Raw genomic sequence first — 15477 nt, forward strand, 5'->3', positions numbered from 1 at the left:
ATTTAAAAATAAAAAACAAAAAACATTTGAAAAATTTAATTTCAAATTTTTAATCTAAACTTGGAACTTATCGCCCAAATAGTATTGTCTAACAAGCGGGTTATTATAGAGCTCGCTGGAGGTGCCAGAAGCAAGGATTTGCCCTTCGCGCATAATATACCCGCGATCCGTGATGGCAAGAGTTTCGCGGACGTTGTGATCTGTAATTAAAATGCCCATATGGCGATCGCGCAGTTGGGCTACAATTTGCTGAATCTCTGAGACTGCGATTGGGTCAACTCCAGCAAATGGTTCATCCAAAAGTAAAAATTTTGGTCCTTCCCTTCCAGCTGCTAAGGCTCTTGCCAATTCCGTTCGGCGTCTTTCACCTCCAGAAAGTTGAATTCCTTTACTATTAGCCAACTTTTCCAAACGAAACTCTCGTAGCAAACTTTCCACTCGCCGTCCCCATTCCCAGCGTGGTACATTAGTTTGCTCTAGCACCAAAAGAAGATTGTCTCGCACGCTGAGCTGGCGAAAAATACTTGCTTCCTGCGCTAAATAACCAATCCCTAGCCGCGCCCTTCTATGCATTGGCAGTGGAGTCACATCCATATTGTCTAACCAAACGTTTCCCTGGTCTGGTTTTTCTAGCCCTGTGGCAATGTAAAAAGTTGTCGTTTTACCAGCGCCATTGGGACCAAGTAACCCGACGATTTCGCCTTGAGCAACAGAAAGGTTGACGCGATTGACAATGAGTCGCTTGCCGTAAGATTTGTGGATATTCTCTAAGACAATTTTCACTTTCTGGTGCCCTTGACTCAGTTATCGTGACTGGTTAGTTTTCTTTAAAGGCGCTGTTGCAGGAGCAGACCCAGGAGCTTGATTGTTAATTTGATTGTCCTGAATCATGTAGATTGATTCTACCTGACGACCTGATTTGGGTGTAGCAACAAATCGCCCTTCGTCAATCAGATACGTCACTGTGTCAGCTTTTATACTATTACTGCCCTGTTGTAAAACATAAACATTGCCACTGAGAACAATCTGACGTTCGCGGGTAAAGTATTGTGCTTGGGCAGCAGTTGCCTGAATACCTCGTCCAGGATAAGAGAGTTCTACGTCACCGCGAACAGTTGCCACTTGTGTTTTAGAGTTATACTCTTGCTGTTTGCCACGGATGTAGAGAGGACGATTTTGCCCAGCAGGTGCTTGAGGTGTTTGTGCAGTGGCTCTTTGCAGTTGGGGGGGAAATGTCATTGTACCCAGAAGTGCAACTGGTAGCATCAAAGCTAAGCCCAAACGACGCTTATGAAATTCAGGCAATTGATAGTGGGGCATCATAGCAATTTAGAATTTATGATTTATGATTGTTATTCCAATTTGAACTACTTTAACCACAAATAAAATATACTTTCTGGACTTTTGTTTGGATAGTAACTGCTCAAATTAAGACTATTGACGCTTTCCCCACCTTTAAGGTTTCATATCACCTCCGGTATGTTACCTGTAGTTCCCCTAGAACCCGACCCCAATCAGTGGCTGACGCCAAAGTTCCCCTCCCTGCTTGCACCGGAGGGCTTAAGGGTGGGGTTCCGTCCTTTGCAATGTAAGTAAGCTACTTAGTCTGGAAACTAACTTGTTTTGTTGACTGCCAAAGCACACAGATTTGCTTGTACTGCCAACTCGCTTGAATGTAAAATATCTTAATATTTATTTAATATTTTTTCTAATTCTTTACTCTTTTTCGTGATTCACTTGTATAATCCTGGGCAAGGGCAAAGCTCTATCTTGACCCAGGTTAAAGGCAGCAATGTTTTCTGGTGTTTGCTGTAGTGCGGTCAACAATGCCGCACTCTGGCTTAATACTTCGTCTACATCAATGCCGCCATATTCTGATGGGTAACGTCGCAGGCGATTGCTACCCTCACCCAACAAAATCATTGCACCACGCAAGTTGTGGTTACTTAGATGATACAGCGCCACAGCAATTTGCAGAATGCCTTGATAAAAAGTTTTTTCTGGCTCTGCTGCTTCAATCCACAAAGCCTCTAAGGTGTCATGACAGGCATAGTACTGCCCAGCATTAAACTGCTCGACACCTTGCCAAAACTCATCGGGCATTCCTTCGTTCATGCCATGCTATCTCGCACTTGTTTGATTGTTTCTAAAGAGATTTCTTGCTGATCCCCTGCAAAATCATTGTCTGAGGTGAGGAACAGCATACAGTGGCACTCTTTGCGCTCCCGCATTGGGACGCATGGACAGTTCCAAAAAGTCGCTTTGACTTCCGCTTCTTTGTCTTCATAGTGGCGACAGGGACACAAAGGAGCTCCAAGTTCGTCTTTGTGCTTGGCAAGTCCTTCAATGACAACTGCTGTCACAGAGGGTTCAGAACAGAAGTACGTTCCAGTGCGCTTGGCGTATTGTTCGGAAAAATGCCGCATTGCCTCTAGGCTGTGTTCGCTGGATTTTGTGTTAACTTCTGGTGAAATCATGGGATCGGCACTCATAATTTAAACATTTCTTTGCATTGTACCGCAGCCTATGGGAGCTATAACTAGGGATTATTCCCCCTATTTGCAGCGGTTTGGATGTTGGGTTTTGGATTTTGAATAAGCGAAAACTGGATGGGGAGCATAGTATAGTGGACTTGGCAAAATCTCCTTATCAGATACAGTTGCTATTTCTTTGCGTTTATTTGAAATTTGAATGCATGAAATTTGAATTTCTTAACTTATTGTTTTTTGTAACTCGGCTTGGAGTGGTTGTTGAGAGTCGAAAACCATGTCAGAAGAAATCCTAACGTTCACCACTGAGTATCTTGATGAATGTGCAGATTTAGCCGTTGAGGTCTTCAATGGTGAACCGAGTAATCAGCATTGGACAAGAGAAACTGCCAGAAGAAGGTTGCTTGAAATGGTCAACACGCCAGGTTTCGTCGGGTTTGTATGGCGAAAAAAGGAGACGTTGGGGTTCGTCGTTGGCAATTGTGAGCAATGGGAAGACTGTCAACCACCAAAAGAGTGAAGAGTGAAGAATAAACGTAGGGGAGCCAGTGCTCGACTAGGGTTTCACAGGCTTAGACGCCCACCAGAAGGCTTCCCGATAGCCGTAAGGCGTGGCGTCAGCCATAGGATAGCATCTGGCGTTGGGCACTGTCCACTCACGGCATACCAGTGACAGAGGAAGGTAAGGGGTGCCCACCCTACAAATTAAGATTTTCTTCCAACGCCTGCTTTGCTTGATTCATAAAAGTTTCTGGCATTTCCGCGTGTTGAGGCAGTTGATCACAAATTTCAGACCAGGGGGCTTTAGATGCCACAAAAAGATGCACAGAAGGGCGCATACCGGGGTCATCATCCACGGTTCCCATTGGAATCCGCACGTAGTCGATCGCCGGGAACACTGAAGGCACATTTGAGCCACACACCCGACAAAAATTCCGCACGTTCTTCTCAAAACCCGGTACGTTGTGTTCAGAAGAGACGTAGCTTGCGATCAGTTCTTCGCCTTTGAGCCAACGAAATTCTTCTGCTTTGGCGTGACCAAATGTTCCAAAGGCGGCACCATGAATTTTTCGACAAATCGAGCAGTGGCAATGATTCATGAATAGAATCTCGCCAACAAGTTCGTATTGAATTCCTTGACAAGCACAACTTCCTTTCATGATAAGTTCCTGCTGGTTTTCTTCTGTAGGCGAAAGCGCTTTTACTTTTTGTGAGCAACAAACACTGAGGCAGCCATTAGTTCTGATTTTGAAGATGACATAACTATCCTGTGTGTTTGATGATCGCATCAATGATGGTGTCCCATTCAGCAAAGTGAATTTCGTGTCCTGCTCCTGTAAGCGTCAGTAACGTCGCTTTGGGGATTTCATTGGCGAGAGCAATCCCGTGTTGGTAGGGAGAAACAGGGTCTTCTGTGCCATGAATGACTAACGTCGGAACATTGATGTCATTGCTGCGATCAAGATAAACCTCTCCACCCTGTAGAAGTGCGTGATTGAACATACTTGGTAGATTGTTGGCTCTTTTGACCTCTGTTTTGGCAAGTTTGTAGGTTCTTTGTTCGTCAAAAGGATGTTGAGTACCATTGAGCAAACGCCATCCTCCAACCATATACTTGATCGCAGTTTTTTCATCTAACCAATTAACTGATGTTGCATTGATGTGATAATCAAGGACTTTTTGATCAATTGGAGGTAAATCTGGATTGTCGGAAAAAACACTTGATGCGATCGCACTCAGGGTTAAGACTCGTTGTGAGTATCGCAACGCAATAATTTGGGCAATCATGCCACCCAACGACATACCAACCAGATGCGCTTGATTAATCCCGTAAGCATCCAGTATGCCAACGGCATCATCCGCTAGGTCTTCTATGACGTATTGAGAAGTTCCTGGTTCATAAACCGTAGAGCGACCCGTATCCCGGTTGTCATAGCGAATTACAAATCGTTTTTGATCGGCTAATCGGTGACAGAATTCTTCATCCCACCAAATCATTGAGGCAGTAGCCCCCATCATCAGCAGAATCGTTGGGTTTTGAGGGTTGCCAAAACTCTCAGTGCAGATCTCGACTCCATTCACGTTGAGTATCTTTTCATTCATTTTTATCTCCTACTGAGAAATTTAGCGAAAATGAAACTTCTTCCTCGTTTATACTACACTAAACTACAAAAGTAGTTTGATGGACAAATCGCTAATAACCTTCACTATCTTTTCGTTCCTGCGGAGAACTTCAAATCCATCCTCACATTGCTATCCTGCCAATGGCTCTACAAGTGTCCGCACACGCGCAGCATCTCCCATATCAACAAGTGGTGCTCCATGTGCAGGCACGATCGCAGGATCGTCGTCCAGAGCATCAATCACTGTCTGAGCCACAGTCTGCACATCGGTACAGAACAGCTTTGAGTACACACGATTGACTTTGAGTCCAGGTGCACTGTCACTCAGCCAGAACAGCAACTTAGCTATGAATGCTTCCGGTAGCGATGCCCAGTTACCAATCAATTCATCCAGGTAGACAATTGGTCGTCTGCCTCGACGCACAATCACTAGGGTTCCGCCCTTCTTTGTTCCTAAAACCTCTCGAAACTCGACGCTCGATGTAGAAGACAACTTTGACAAGCCCGCAAAGGGGCGTAGTCCAAGGGCGTTAAGTTGGCTCAATGCGGCGGTTGGAGCATAGGATTTCGCACTACTGTAGCGGGCTTGCCACTCGGCTTGACCAAGGTCATGCCCAGAGTGCGGCGCTACAAGTGCACTAATGCGACCCTTTTCCTCAATCGCTGCGAAGTCCTCTTCAGACATTCCTGTTGGTGGACTGATGACAGCTAAAGTTTTATCCTCAAGGAGGACGGCGAAAGCGTTGACTTGGCTGTAACCGATAACGCCATACTCGTGTACCCACACATCCGCCCCTTCAATCACCTCTTGCCAAACCATAAGTTCCCTCACTCTGACTCAACATTACAGTTCTGACCCAATACTGCTCGGTTAAGAATAGGAATTACGCATTGACAGAAAATGGCAAATATGTTATGTGGATTTCAGACATTCAATCTCGATTTTTCGACGCTTTTTAAGCGATCGCCATTGATTAAAGGAGGATTGAGAAAAGCCTCAAACGACATATTCTCGTGAATGCATAAGATAAGAAATTTGTACAGTGCGTAAGTCCTAAAGAATATTTGTAGGTTGGGTAGAACGAAGTGAAACCCAACAAAGCGTCCCAAATGTTGGGTAGAGTTCCTCAACCCAACCTACACACTTTTGTTTTTTGGGCAAAACCCGAGCAGTATTGAGTTCTGACCTACATTAATACTGTCAGCATTCACGAATCCGCCTCACCACAAAACTCTGCAATCACTTGAGCCTTGAGCGCATCAAGCGGAAAGCTCTTTGGATAGGTAGAAAACATTAGCATGATGCCTTGGAGCGTTGCGGAAAAGTAAAGCGATCGCTCTTTCGGGTTTGCGACTCCAAGCTTTGTGAACATCTCAGTTTGAACTTCAAACTGCTTGGCTTGCTCGTCCATCAACTTCTGGCTGTATTTTGCCACCACCAGATCGAGTCGCGGTTGCGTGAACAGATTTAGGTAAAACCGGAAGACTTCGGGTTGGCGGCGGACATCTTCTAGTGCACCTTCAGCAATATGCCGAATCTGTTCAGCAGGCGTTTCCTTTACTGCTGCCGCATTCATCACAACCAAAACATCGTTGATGCGGATATCGACCAGTGCTGCGAGCAGATCCTCCTTTCCTTTGAAGTAGTGATAGAGCAGTCCTTTGGAAATTTTCGCGTGTTTGGCAACATCCTCAATCGACGTGGAATAGTAGCCCTTCTCACAAAATAGAGTCATCGCCGTTGTGAGAATCTGCTCTTTAGTGGCGCGACGGATGCGTTCATTCTCTGCTGGGGTGCGCGGCATTTTTTCTACTCGCACAGAAACTGGGCGATCGCTCCGCCTGTTCCTTGAATTTTATGATGCAAATCCATTTTTACCTCCTTTGCGTAAACATCAGGTCGCGTCAGCCGCCATGTTCTGTGATGACTGTTTTTTGCCCGATGATATCGCTGTCATATTGACATTCTATTTTATGACTGAATAGTAAGTCAATAAAAACCTCCGAATCAAGGTAATGATTTTTTCTCACTTGTAAGAAATTCGGGAAACGAGTCCACGAATCATATTGATGTCACACCAACAAGTTTTCTCAAGCTGTCAACCACCAAAAGAATGAAGAGTGAAGAAATTGTGTCTTCTTTCTTCACTCTTGTGTCTTTACTACTGACTTTTGACTCTAGATGATGAACTAACGTTTCGCCAGCTTCTTCGCCAACTTCCGCAGACGAATTGACTGGGGAGTGACTTCCACCAATTCATCTGGTCCGATGTACTCTAAAGCACGTTCTAGACTCATGTCTATTGGCGCTTGCAGCTGTACTAGTTCATCACCGCCGGATGCACGGTGGTTGGTGAGTTGCTTTGTCTTGCAGACGTTGAGTTCCAAGTCTTGGGGACGATTGTGTTCTCCTACAATCATGCCTTTGTATACCTTAGTGCCAGGAGTAATAAAGAATGCACCTCTATCTTCCGCGTTCTTCATGGCGTAGAAGGTGGAGACGCCTTCCTCAAAGGAGATTAAGACGCCTTTGTTACGAGCCTCAATATCACCAGAGAGCGCACGGTAGTCAAGGAAACTGTGGTTCATGATACCTTCACCACGAGTCATCCGCATGAATTCACCCCGGAAACCGATTAATCCACGGGCGGGAATGACAAACTCTAGCTGGGTGCGTCCGTTACCACCCATTTGCATATCTTGCATTTCGCCTTTGCGTTGCCCGAGTCGTTCAATACAACTGCCAACAGCGTCTTCAGGAATGTCTAGTACCAGAAGTTCGTAAGGTTCGCAAGGTTGCCCGTTGACTTCGCGGTAAATCACCTGTGGCTGAGATACTTGAAACTCATAACCTTCACGGCGCATGGTTTCGATTAAGATGCCCAGGTGCAGTTCTCCACGTCCAGAAACTTGGAATTTATCGGGGGAGTCGGTTTCTTCAACGCGTAAGGCGACGTTGGTTTCTAGTTCGCGGAAGAGGCGATCGCGCACTTGGCGTGATGTCACCAACTTGCCTTCTTGACCTGCAAAAGGTGAATCATTCACCCAGAAGGTCATTTGCAATGTCGGTTCATCGACCTTAATCAGTGGCAATGCTTGGGGATCGTTGGGGTCAGTAATTGTTTCCCCAATGTTAGCATCGGCAAACCCTGCCACAGCTACAATATTGCCGGCGGATGCTTCTGTGATTTCAATCCGCTTTAGCCCTTCAAAGCCCATCAACTTGCTGATTTTTGCCTTGACAGTTTCGCCGTTTTCTTTCACCAAAGCGGCTTGCTGTCCCATGCGGATAATGCCGTTGTGAATTTTGCCAATGACAATCCGTCCCAGATACTCGGAATAATCCAGAGTTGTTACTTGTAGTTGCAGTGGTTTCTCTGCATCACCCACTGGTGCTGGTACATGGCGCAGGATAGCTTCAAACAGCGGCTGCATATCCTTGGCTTCATCTTCTAACTGTTCTTTAGCATAGCCACTTAAACCAGAAGCAAAGAGGTACGGAAAATCACACTGATCATCATCTGCCCCTAGTTCCAGAAACAGATCCAACACTTTATCTATCGCACCATGGGGATCTGCTTGGGGACGGTCGATTTTGTTAACGACGACAATCGGGCGCAGTCCTTTTTCTAGGGCTTTTTTCAAAACAAAGCGTGTTTGGGGCATGGGACCTTCGTTAGCATCAACAATGAGGATGCAACCGTCAACCATGCCGAGTACACGTTCGACTTCACCGCCGAAATCAGCGTGTCCGGGGGTATCGACAATGTTGATCAGCGTTTCTCCATACCGAACCGCAGTGTTTTTGGAAAGAATTGTAATTCCCCGCTCCCTTTCAAGAGCGTTGGAGTCCATGACGCAATCCGGAACGTCTTCTCCTTCACGGAAGATGCCGGATTGTTTCAGGAGAGCGTCAACAAGGGTTGTTTTGCCGTGGTCAACGTGGGCAATGATGGCGACGTTACGGATTGGGAGCGTCATATGCGCGTTTGGATAAAATCTAGAGAGGACTTTAGAACTTATATCTAGTTGGAATGCTTTAACAGAACTCGGGTGGTTTTGAAAATTCTGTAAACAAGCCTTAATAATTCTATATTAACTCTTTATAGTTCAAGTGTTTTTTAGGAAACCAACCGCGAAGAGTGCGATTGCACTTTGCGCCATCCACCGCTCTGCTTCTAAAGGGCGATCGCCTACAATCAAGTCATAGAAGCATAACCAAGGGATGTTCGACGTTACATGACTGATGTTACTAAGCGGGAATTCTACGTCATTATTGAAAGAGATGAAGATGGATATTACGTTGGGGAAGTCCCTCAGCTAAAAGCTTGTTATAGCCAAGGCGAAACTATTGATGAGTTAATGGAGAACATCAAAGAAGTTATTGAACTTTGCCTGGAAGAAGAAGGTGATGAAAAGATACCTGAGTTTGTAGGTATTCAAAAGGTAGTGATTTGATACCAAAACTACCAGTTTTTACAGGTGAAGAAGTTATTAGTGCCCTCAAAAAAGTAGGCTTTCAGGTAGTTCGACAAAAGGGGAGCCATGTGCGAATGCAACATGAAGATGGACGGGTTGTCACAATACCTGTTCATGCTGGTAAAACTCTCGGAAAAGGATTGCTACGTAAGATACTACGTGATGCCGAACTTACACGCGATGAGTTCCTAGCACTGCTTGGATAAAACAGCAATTGTGCCTTCGTGTATGAAAATTTGGAATATTCAGTAAGTACCGTATCCTATTTAGGAGGGTATGTACAATTGAAAAGTGACATTGCCTGTTCCTTGAAGCTGTAGGGCATTATCTACCTTACTTTCAAAACACCTCCATGATGGATTGGAAGCAACTCCTGACACCTAATTGACTAAATGTTAGCTCTGTACCATAGCTCTTTTTGTCACACCTTCTGGATTTCCAATCGACTCGGTGATCAGGGAAAATGCAAAAAGGCTCATTTCATAGCTTCTGTGCAAAATTTCAATTAAACAATGGCTACAAAAATTCCCGTTACCATCATCACCGGATTTTTAGGTAGTGGCAAAACTACCCTGATTCGTCACCTACTACAAAATAACCAGGGACGCCGCATTGCTGTTTTAGTCAATGAATTTGGAGAACTCGGTATTGATGGCGAATTGTTGAAGTCCTGCCAAATTTGCCCAGAAGATGGTAATGGCAGTGATAATATCTTTGAATTAACTAATGGCTGCTTGTGCTGCACCGTGCAAGAAGAGTTTTTGCCGACAATGCAACAGCTGATTAAGCGCCGGGATAGCATAGACTGCATTTTGATTGAAACCTCTGGTTTAGCGTTGCCAAAACCTCTGGTGAAGGCTTTTCGCTGGCACGAAATTCGCAACGCTGCTACGGTGGATGCTGTGATTACTGTGGTAGATTGTGCAGCAGTCGCAGCAGGGACGTTTGCCAGTGATCCAGAAGCGGTGGAGGCGCAGCGGCAGGCAGATGATAGTCTAGAACACGAAACACCGTTGCAAGAATTGTTTGAAGACCAACTTGCTTGTGCGGACTTGGTGGTGTTGAATAAAAATGATTTGGTTGATGGGGAGACAAAGGTAAGAGTTGAGGAGTTGATTAAACAAGAGTTGCCCAGGGTTGTGAAGATTGTAGAGAGTCGTGAAGGTAAGCTCGACGCATCTATACTATTAGGATTTCAAGCTGCAGTCGAAGACAACCTAGACACCCGTCCCAGTCATCATGATACTGAAGAAGAACACGACCACGACGACGAGATTACCTCAACTAACCTCATTTTAGACCGTGCCTTTGACCCAGAAAAACTGCGGCATCAGTTGCAAACACTAGCACAACAGCAAGAAATTTATCGCATCAAGGGCTTTGTGGCGGTTCCAAATAAACCTATGCGTTTGGTGATGCAAGGTGTGGGAACTCGGGTTGAACAATTTTACGATCGCCCTTGGAAACCACAAGAAGCAAGGCAAACTCGTTTAGTTTTCATTGGTCGTGATTTGAACTCTTTTGAGATTGAGTCACAACTGATAAGCTTAACAAATTAGATTTTGAATTTTAACCACAGATGGACAATAAATAAAAGTTTTTCCTCTGTCTTCCCCCCTCTTGAGGGGGGAATGAGGGGGGGTGGACACAGATGAATAACTAATGTGTATCTGTGGTTTAAGTTTCATATAATTAACTCTTGTAAGTTAAAATCTAACAATTTCTGGAACTCTTAACTTTTAAACACTATGTCTATCGTTCAAATTTTCAACGTTGCTAATCTTTTTGTTTTACCCTTTTGGGCATTAATGATTTTCCTACCAAAATGGAAAGTGACACAAAGGGTTATGGAATCCTATATTCCTTTTGTACCTTTAGCAGCAGCGTATTTGTATTTGTTTGTTACCAGTATCACACCAGAAAGCGCCCAAGCTTTTTCGAGCCCTGAATTAGCAGTTATTGCCCAAGCTTTTGCAGATGAAAAAGTGACTGCAACTGGTTGGATTCATTTTTTGACCTTGGATTTATTTACCGGACGCTATATTTATTTGGAAGGACAGAAAACAGGAGTTTGGACAATTCATTCGTTGGCACTTTGCTTGTTTGCTGGTCCTTTGGGATTACTTTCTCACATTTTCACGTACTGGATAACAAAGAAATTTTTCCCGCCTGGTGAGGGTGAAGTCGCCGAGGTGGCAGAAAAAACAATTTAGAACGTAGATTGGTATCACCAGATACTCAACAGTAACGGCTACACTGTAAATCAAGCCCCACAAGGAACCAAAGGCATTGCGCGTGAAGGATTTAACAAGACCGCCGAGAAGTCACCACCTAAACGAATGTTAGGTGAGGATGAAAGGCGGGTCAAAATTGGGGCTTCGATGCCCCCAATTTTGAATCATTATGTAAACTAAGAGACCAATCTCCTTTAATAGGAGAAAATAATTGAATAAAAATTCAAGTAATGGTCAAAAATATCTATGAGTCAAGTATTTGTATACGCCGAGTATCAAGTATCTATTCCTTTCAGTGAGATTGATTGGAAACCAGCCAATATAGAAATGAAAAAATTTCCAGGGTTAAAATCCAAAACTTGGTTAAGCGGTGTAAAAACCAATACTATTGGTGGTTTTTATGAATTTGATTCTGTGGAGAATGCACAAAATTATATTGATGCCTTGTTGATTCCATTCGCAAAACAGGTCAATGGAAATCTCACTGTAAAGCTTTTCGATGGTGATATAACCAAAGAAGCTAGTATAGGTATGCATTCTCCTTTCTATCTGACAGATTCTAATGAAAAAGAATGAGGTGTAGGGTAACCATGCTTGAGAAGGAGACTATGTCTTCTACTGCATAAGTCGATTTCACCTGCACCTATTCAAAGGTATATCTCTGTCTTATATTCTATAGCCCCTTTATCTGCAGGTAAAGGGGTTTTGTTTTTAACCTAGTTGTATCTTCACGCTTATTCGTGACAAATGGTCTGCCATAAACTCATAAACTGTCCAAATTTGTACAGGTTATGAGGAGCAAGTGAAGTCACGACGCTTTGGCGTTTCTATAGTTAGCATCTAACCAACAACGCGGTAAACTTTCACCAGAAGGAAAAACTAGATTTTCTTTTTTATAAGAATCTGCTTGTTGCTCTTCTTGACCTTCTTGTTCTTGTGCATGCACAACATCGTGATTAGGGTTAATCAATTCCTGGACATCAATAACTTTCACCAATTCACCACTATCTTTGAGTTGTAAAAGCATAGAAAGAGCCTCAATAAATTGACACGAAAACCATGGCAAGTTTCGACAAACTAGCCTTAGGTGCAGTTAGGGTGGATTGCTAAAACACCCTCATCTGAGAGATGCTATTAATAAAAATCACAAAATACAAAACTACACTGTCTATCAGTCCTATCTTGTCTGCTGTTTTTTTCAGGTGTACTTATTATGGAACTGATACTTTGTTATTACTGCCTATTAAATAAAGAGAGCAGCAAATTACGGGACGAGCAGAGCAGTATAATTACATATCCTGCTGATATTTTTCTAAAATATCTACTAGGTTGACCTGGCATTGCAGGGGTAGTAAATCAATCAGAGGAAGTTCTCTTCTTCCACCGCCAATTTTGACAGGAATAGATTGTAGGACTTGTATAACTTCTTCCTCTTCCACTGCTTTACTGGCGGTAATTAAGGGATACACTTGTTCTGCAACTAGAGTATGCAGCTTGGCATCCGATAAGTAAAGGTGCCACTTGGCAATATCTATATAAACGTTTTCGCCAATTTCTGCTGCTAGGGCTTCGAGTAATTCTGTTGTGTTAGTCTTAGCCATAAAAATAATCCTATATAATGAGCGGCAACTCTCATCTCATAAGAGATTATCGCTCAAATATCTAGACTAGTTCTACCACCACAAGTTACAATCGCCCTAGCCTGTGGTGTCCATCTTCAGGTGGATGTGGGTGGTGATTGTGAGTAGTTGGCGATCGCCGAAATATAAATCAAATGTCCCAATAGTACTACGCTCCAAAGAGCTGTTAACCAAGGTAGCCACTCCCAAGTAGCGGAATTGAAGTTATGGAAAAACCACAAGCCGGAATTAATTGCCGCAAATATCGCCACATGAACGGCAAAATTCATCCGGTCATCTAACTTACGGTAAGCAGGGTCTTTGCGATCAGGTTCACGAGGCCAACGAGGCGGCATAAATATTTATGACAGATTACAAGACAAGTGTTTCATTAATTTTAGAATTTTTTCGAGTGTCATTGATATGTGTCTGACAAATCTAGCAAGGTTTTCTGTCTGCTTAGCTGTTGGGTTAGGTGGGTAATTTTTCCCACATTTCAAGCCAAATGTCAACACAGCTTAATACTCCTGTATCAGTGGATGAAGCATTAGTTCATCGATAACCACGTGTGACGGTGCATTGAGTATATAAAAGATGGCATCTGCAACATCGTGTGCACGAAGCCATCCTTGATGTGCCGGATCTCCCTCAGGTTGCGCATGAAATGATGTGTCAACCAGACCGGGAAAGATTGTACTGACCTTAATGCCAAATCGTCGAACCTCCTTGCGCAAAGCCATTGAAAAGGCATCTTGAGCGAATTTTGTTGCACAGTAGGCTGACCCTCCCTCACAGCTCCGTTTTGATACATCGGATGCAACTATGACAATGTGTCCGCTTCCTTGCCGCTTCATATGCGGTACGACTTGACGGGAAAACAGAAAGGTACCTGTGACGTTGGTATCAAAAAGCTGCTGCCATTCACGGAGAGAGTACTGTTCAACTTCGCCAAATCTTCCTATCCCTGCATTGTTCACTATATTCCTTACATTTCCTAAAAAGAGTCGTCTTCAAGGAAACTTTAGTCAAGCCGTTAGGTGCTGGCTATCGGATTTCTCCTGTTGTCAGAGGTGTCATCGGCTGTAGCTTAGGTAGTCGTCCTTGAAGTTCTGCAAGCTTAACATTTGGCAAATGAGGTAACACAAGCTTTGCAAAATAGTGACATTCTTCAATCAAGGGGTAGCCGGAGAGAATGAATGCTCGAATTCCCATATCCATATAACGATGTAGCCGTTCAAGTATCTGGGAGGGATTTCCCACCAGTGCTGCACCACATCCGGAACGCGCTCGTCCTATTCCCATCCATAAGTTATTCTCTATGTAGTCGTCTTTGTCGCCAAGCGATCGCAAAGCATCCTGTTTTAACACGCCTACGGAACGAGAATCTTGAGCGCGAGATTTGAGTTGCGCACCGCGAGATGCGTCGAGTTCGGATATCAAGGTTTTTGCCCATAGACGCGCTTCTTCCTCGGTTTCGCGTACAATTACATGAATGCGGAGTCCGAAATCGATACACCGTCCATAGGTACCAGCCCTTTTTGAGAGATCCTGCATACTCTCAAACAGCCCTTCTTCGGTATCAGGCCACATCAGGAAGACGTCGCAGTATTGAGCACACACTTCACGAGAACCTGGTGAGATACCGCCGAAGTAAAGGAGTGGTCCGCCATGTTGCTGATACGGTTTCACTGGGTAACTAGGTAAGCTAAAGCGATAAATCTGCCCTTGAAGCTCTATCCTTTCTTGCGTCCACGCCTGTTGAAGAATCTCGATCACCTCTTTGCACCGTTGATACCGATACTCTGAATCTTCAACAAGACCAGGTAGTTCGGAATTAATGATGTTTACGGTGAGCCGTCCCTGCAACAGATGGTCTAACGTCGAAAGATGACGTGCTAGCATCGGAGGGTGGATCTCGCCTGTACGTATTGCGGTGAGTAAACTGATCTGCTGTATCTGGGATGCGATCGCAGAAGCAAAAGGTAACACTTCCTGACCCAACATATAGCTTGTGGGCAGTAGAATATTTTTATAGCCTAAAGAATCGGCGGTGAGTACAATATCACGGCAGTGTTCGTAGTTGCTACGCCGAGAGGGATCAAGCTTTCCTAAGCGATCGGTGTCACCTCCGCACAGATCGGCAAACCAACCCACCTCGCATACTCTCTGGTACGTTCTAATGGTGGAAAGCCGAGGTACATCGCTCTTAAACATATTCTGGTTCTCCTGGGTTCTCCTAAATAGCTGTATACAGCATTTTGTATCTTTTTTTTTATCAAAGTGGGGGGTTTGGGGGGCTATAATACCCCCACCAAATCAAAGATTCTGGTGGGGGATACATGGACACCCCAAGCGAGTCGAGTGCGGACAGCAGTCGCTACAACAGAGGGAACCTCGCAGTCGCCTGCGGAGGGAAAACGCCAGATGCTTCAACGGGGGGAACCCCCGCAACGCACTGGCTCCCCTCCTGCAGCGCTGCTCGCAACGCGCTGCCTCCTCGATGCCGCCCTTGCAAGCATTTACTAGACAGCGC

20 protein-coding genes and 1 pseudogene are annotated in these 15477 nt (G+C 44.5%); 7 read left to right on the forward strand and 14 right to left on the reverse strand.

Going from position 1 to position 15477, the window contains the following annotated elements:
• Positions 1 to 54: 54 nt before the first annotated feature.
• From lptB to ACM0OZ_RS12505, 4 genes are all read right to left on the reverse strand, one after another.
• On the reverse strand, positions 55 to 783 hold the full coding sequence (gene lptB / locus ACM0OZ_RS12490; protein WP_414583154.1) for an LPS export ABC transporter ATP-binding protein: 729 nt from the start codon (positions 781 to 783) through the stop codon (positions 55 to 57).
• A gap of 21 nt (positions 784 to 804) precedes the next feature.
• Positions 805 to 1323, reverse strand: coding sequence for an LptA/OstA family protein (locus ACM0OZ_RS12495; protein WP_414583155.1), 519 nt, complete (start codon positions 1321 to 1323; stop codon positions 805 to 807).
• Positions 1324 to 1716: 393 nt separating this feature from the next.
• Positions 1717 to 2115 (reverse strand): DUF309 domain-containing protein, encoded by a 399-nt coding sequence (locus ACM0OZ_RS12500; RefSeq protein WP_414583156.1) that lies wholly within the window; start codon positions 2113 to 2115, stop codon positions 1717 to 1719.
• Positions 2112 to 2477, reverse strand: coding sequence for a ferredoxin thioredoxin reductase catalytic beta subunit (locus ACM0OZ_RS12505; protein ID WP_069348604.1), 366 nt, complete (start codon positions 2475 to 2477; stop codon positions 2112 to 2114). Before ACM0OZ_RS12505 ends, ACM0OZ_RS12500 begins: the two co-directional genes overlap by 4 nt.
• A gap of 289 nt (positions 2478 to 2766) precedes the next feature.
• Here ACM0OZ_RS12505 and ACM0OZ_RS12510 point away from each other — a divergent pair, with 289 nt between their 5' ends.
• On the forward strand, positions 2767 to 3009 hold the full coding sequence (locus ACM0OZ_RS12510; RefSeq protein WP_414583157.1) for a hypothetical protein: 243 nt from the start codon (positions 2767 to 2769) through the stop codon (positions 3007 to 3009).
• A 178-nt stretch (positions 3010 to 3187) separates the two neighbouring features.
• On the opposite strand, the gene ACM0OZ_RS12515 is transcribed toward ACM0OZ_RS12510, so the two are convergent.
• The 5 genes from ACM0OZ_RS12515 to typA form a co-directional block, all read right to left on the reverse strand.
• Positions 3188 to 3649 carry a GFA family protein gene (locus ACM0OZ_RS12515; protein WP_414583158.1) on the reverse strand — a complete coding sequence of 154 codons (462 nt, stop codon included), beginning with the start codon at positions 3647 to 3649 and terminating at the stop codon, positions 3188 to 3190.
• 103 nt (positions 3650 to 3752) lie between these two features.
• Positions 3753 to 4592, reverse strand: coding sequence for an alpha/beta fold hydrolase (locus ACM0OZ_RS12520; RefSeq protein WP_414583159.1), 840 nt, complete (start codon positions 4590 to 4592; stop codon positions 3753 to 3755).
• 150 nt (positions 4593 to 4742) lie between these two features.
• Positions 4743 to 5432 (reverse strand): hypothetical protein, encoded by a 690-nt coding sequence (locus ACM0OZ_RS12525; RefSeq protein WP_414583160.1) that lies wholly within the window; start codon positions 5430 to 5432, stop codon positions 4743 to 4745.
• 388 nt (positions 5433 to 5820) lie between these two features.
• Positions 5821 to 6417, reverse strand: coding sequence for a TetR/AcrR family transcriptional regulator (locus ACM0OZ_RS12530; protein ID WP_414583161.1), 597 nt, complete (start codon positions 6415 to 6417; stop codon positions 5821 to 5823).
• 385 nt (positions 6418 to 6802) lie between these two features.
• Positions 6803 to 8593 carry a translational GTPase TypA gene (gene typA, locus ACM0OZ_RS12535; RefSeq protein ID WP_414583162.1) on the reverse strand — a complete coding sequence of 597 codons (1791 nt, stop codon included), beginning with the start codon at positions 8591 to 8593 and terminating at the stop codon, positions 6803 to 6805.
• Between the two features lie 258 nt (positions 8594 to 8851).
• On the opposite strand from typA, the gene ACM0OZ_RS12540 reads away from it, so the two are divergent.
• The 5 genes from ACM0OZ_RS12540 (at position 8852) to ACM0OZ_RS12560 (ending at position 11901) form a co-directional block, all read left to right on the forward strand.
• Positions 8852 to 9070 carry a type II toxin-antitoxin system HicB family antitoxin gene (locus ACM0OZ_RS12540; protein ID WP_414583163.1) on the forward strand — a complete coding sequence of 73 codons (219 nt, stop codon included), beginning with the start codon at positions 8852 to 8854 and terminating at the stop codon, positions 9068 to 9070.
• On the forward strand, positions 9070 to 9297 hold the full coding sequence (locus ACM0OZ_RS12545) for a type II toxin-antitoxin system HicA family toxin (protein ID WP_414583245.1): 228 nt from the start codon (positions 9070 to 9072) through the stop codon (positions 9295 to 9297). The genes ACM0OZ_RS12540 and ACM0OZ_RS12545 overlap by 1 nt, the downstream gene beginning before the upstream one ends.
• A gap of 306 nt (positions 9298 to 9603) precedes the next feature.
• A complete protein-coding gene (cobW, locus tag ACM0OZ_RS12550; RefSeq protein WP_414583164.1) occupies positions 9604 to 10650 on the forward strand; it encodes a cobalamin biosynthesis protein CobW in 1047 nt (348 codons plus the stop codon).
• Between the two features lie 189 nt (positions 10651 to 10839).
• Positions 10840 to 11304: an ABA4-like family protein gene (locus ACM0OZ_RS12555; protein WP_414583165.1), complete on the forward strand. Its 465-nt coding sequence runs from the start codon at positions 10840 to 10842 to the stop codon at positions 11302 to 11304.
• Positions 11305 to 11571: 267 nt separating this feature from the next.
• The gene (locus ACM0OZ_RS12560) at positions 11572 to 11901 is read left to right on the forward strand and encodes a YdhR family protein (protein WP_414583166.1); all 330 of its coding nucleotides are present in this window, start codon (positions 11572 to 11574) and stop codon (positions 11899 to 11901) included.
• Between the two features lie 232 nt (positions 11902 to 12133).
• On the opposite strand, the gene ACM0OZ_RS12565 is transcribed toward ACM0OZ_RS12560, so the two are convergent.
• From ACM0OZ_RS12565 to ACM0OZ_RS12585, 5 genes and pseudogenes are all read right to left on the reverse strand, one after another.
• Positions 12134 to 12352, reverse strand: coding sequence for an acetyltransferase (locus tag ACM0OZ_RS12565; protein ID WP_414583167.1), 219 nt, complete (start codon positions 12350 to 12352; stop codon positions 12134 to 12136).
• Between the two features lie 262 nt (positions 12353 to 12614).
• Positions 12615 to 12926, reverse strand: a complete 312-nt coding sequence (locus tag ACM0OZ_RS12570) for a DUF3181 family protein (RefSeq protein ID WP_414583168.1) — start codon at positions 12924 to 12926, stop codon at positions 12615 to 12617.
• 116 nt (positions 12927 to 13042) lie between these two features.
• Positions 13043 to 13300: a 2TM domain-containing protein gene (locus ACM0OZ_RS12575; protein ID WP_414583169.1), complete on the reverse strand. Its 258-nt coding sequence runs from the start codon at positions 13298 to 13300 to the stop codon at positions 13043 to 13045.
• 162 nt (positions 13301 to 13462) lie between these two features.
• Positions 13463 to 13930: pseudogene (locus ACM0OZ_RS12580) on the reverse strand (SDR family oxidoreductase); the annotation flags it as partial.
• 58 nt (positions 13931 to 13988) lie between these two features.
• Positions 13989 to 15158: an LLM class flavin-dependent oxidoreductase gene (locus tag ACM0OZ_RS12585; protein WP_414583170.1), complete on the reverse strand. Its 1170-nt coding sequence runs from the start codon at positions 15156 to 15158 to the stop codon at positions 13989 to 13991.
• A gap of 114 nt (positions 15159 to 15272) precedes the next feature.
• On the opposite strand from ACM0OZ_RS12585, the gene ACM0OZ_RS12590 reads away from it, so the two are divergent.
• Positions 15273 to 15470 (forward strand): hypothetical protein, encoded by a 198-nt coding sequence (locus tag ACM0OZ_RS12590; protein ID WP_414583171.1) that lies wholly within the window; start codon positions 15273 to 15275, stop codon positions 15468 to 15470.
• The last annotated feature ends 7 nt before the right edge of the window (positions 15471 to 15477 follow it).

The organism is Scytonema sp. PCC 10023 (assembly GCF_963920835.1).
Lineage (GTDB): Bacteria > Cyanobacteriota > Cyanobacteriia > Cyanobacteriales > Nostocaceae > Kalymmatonema.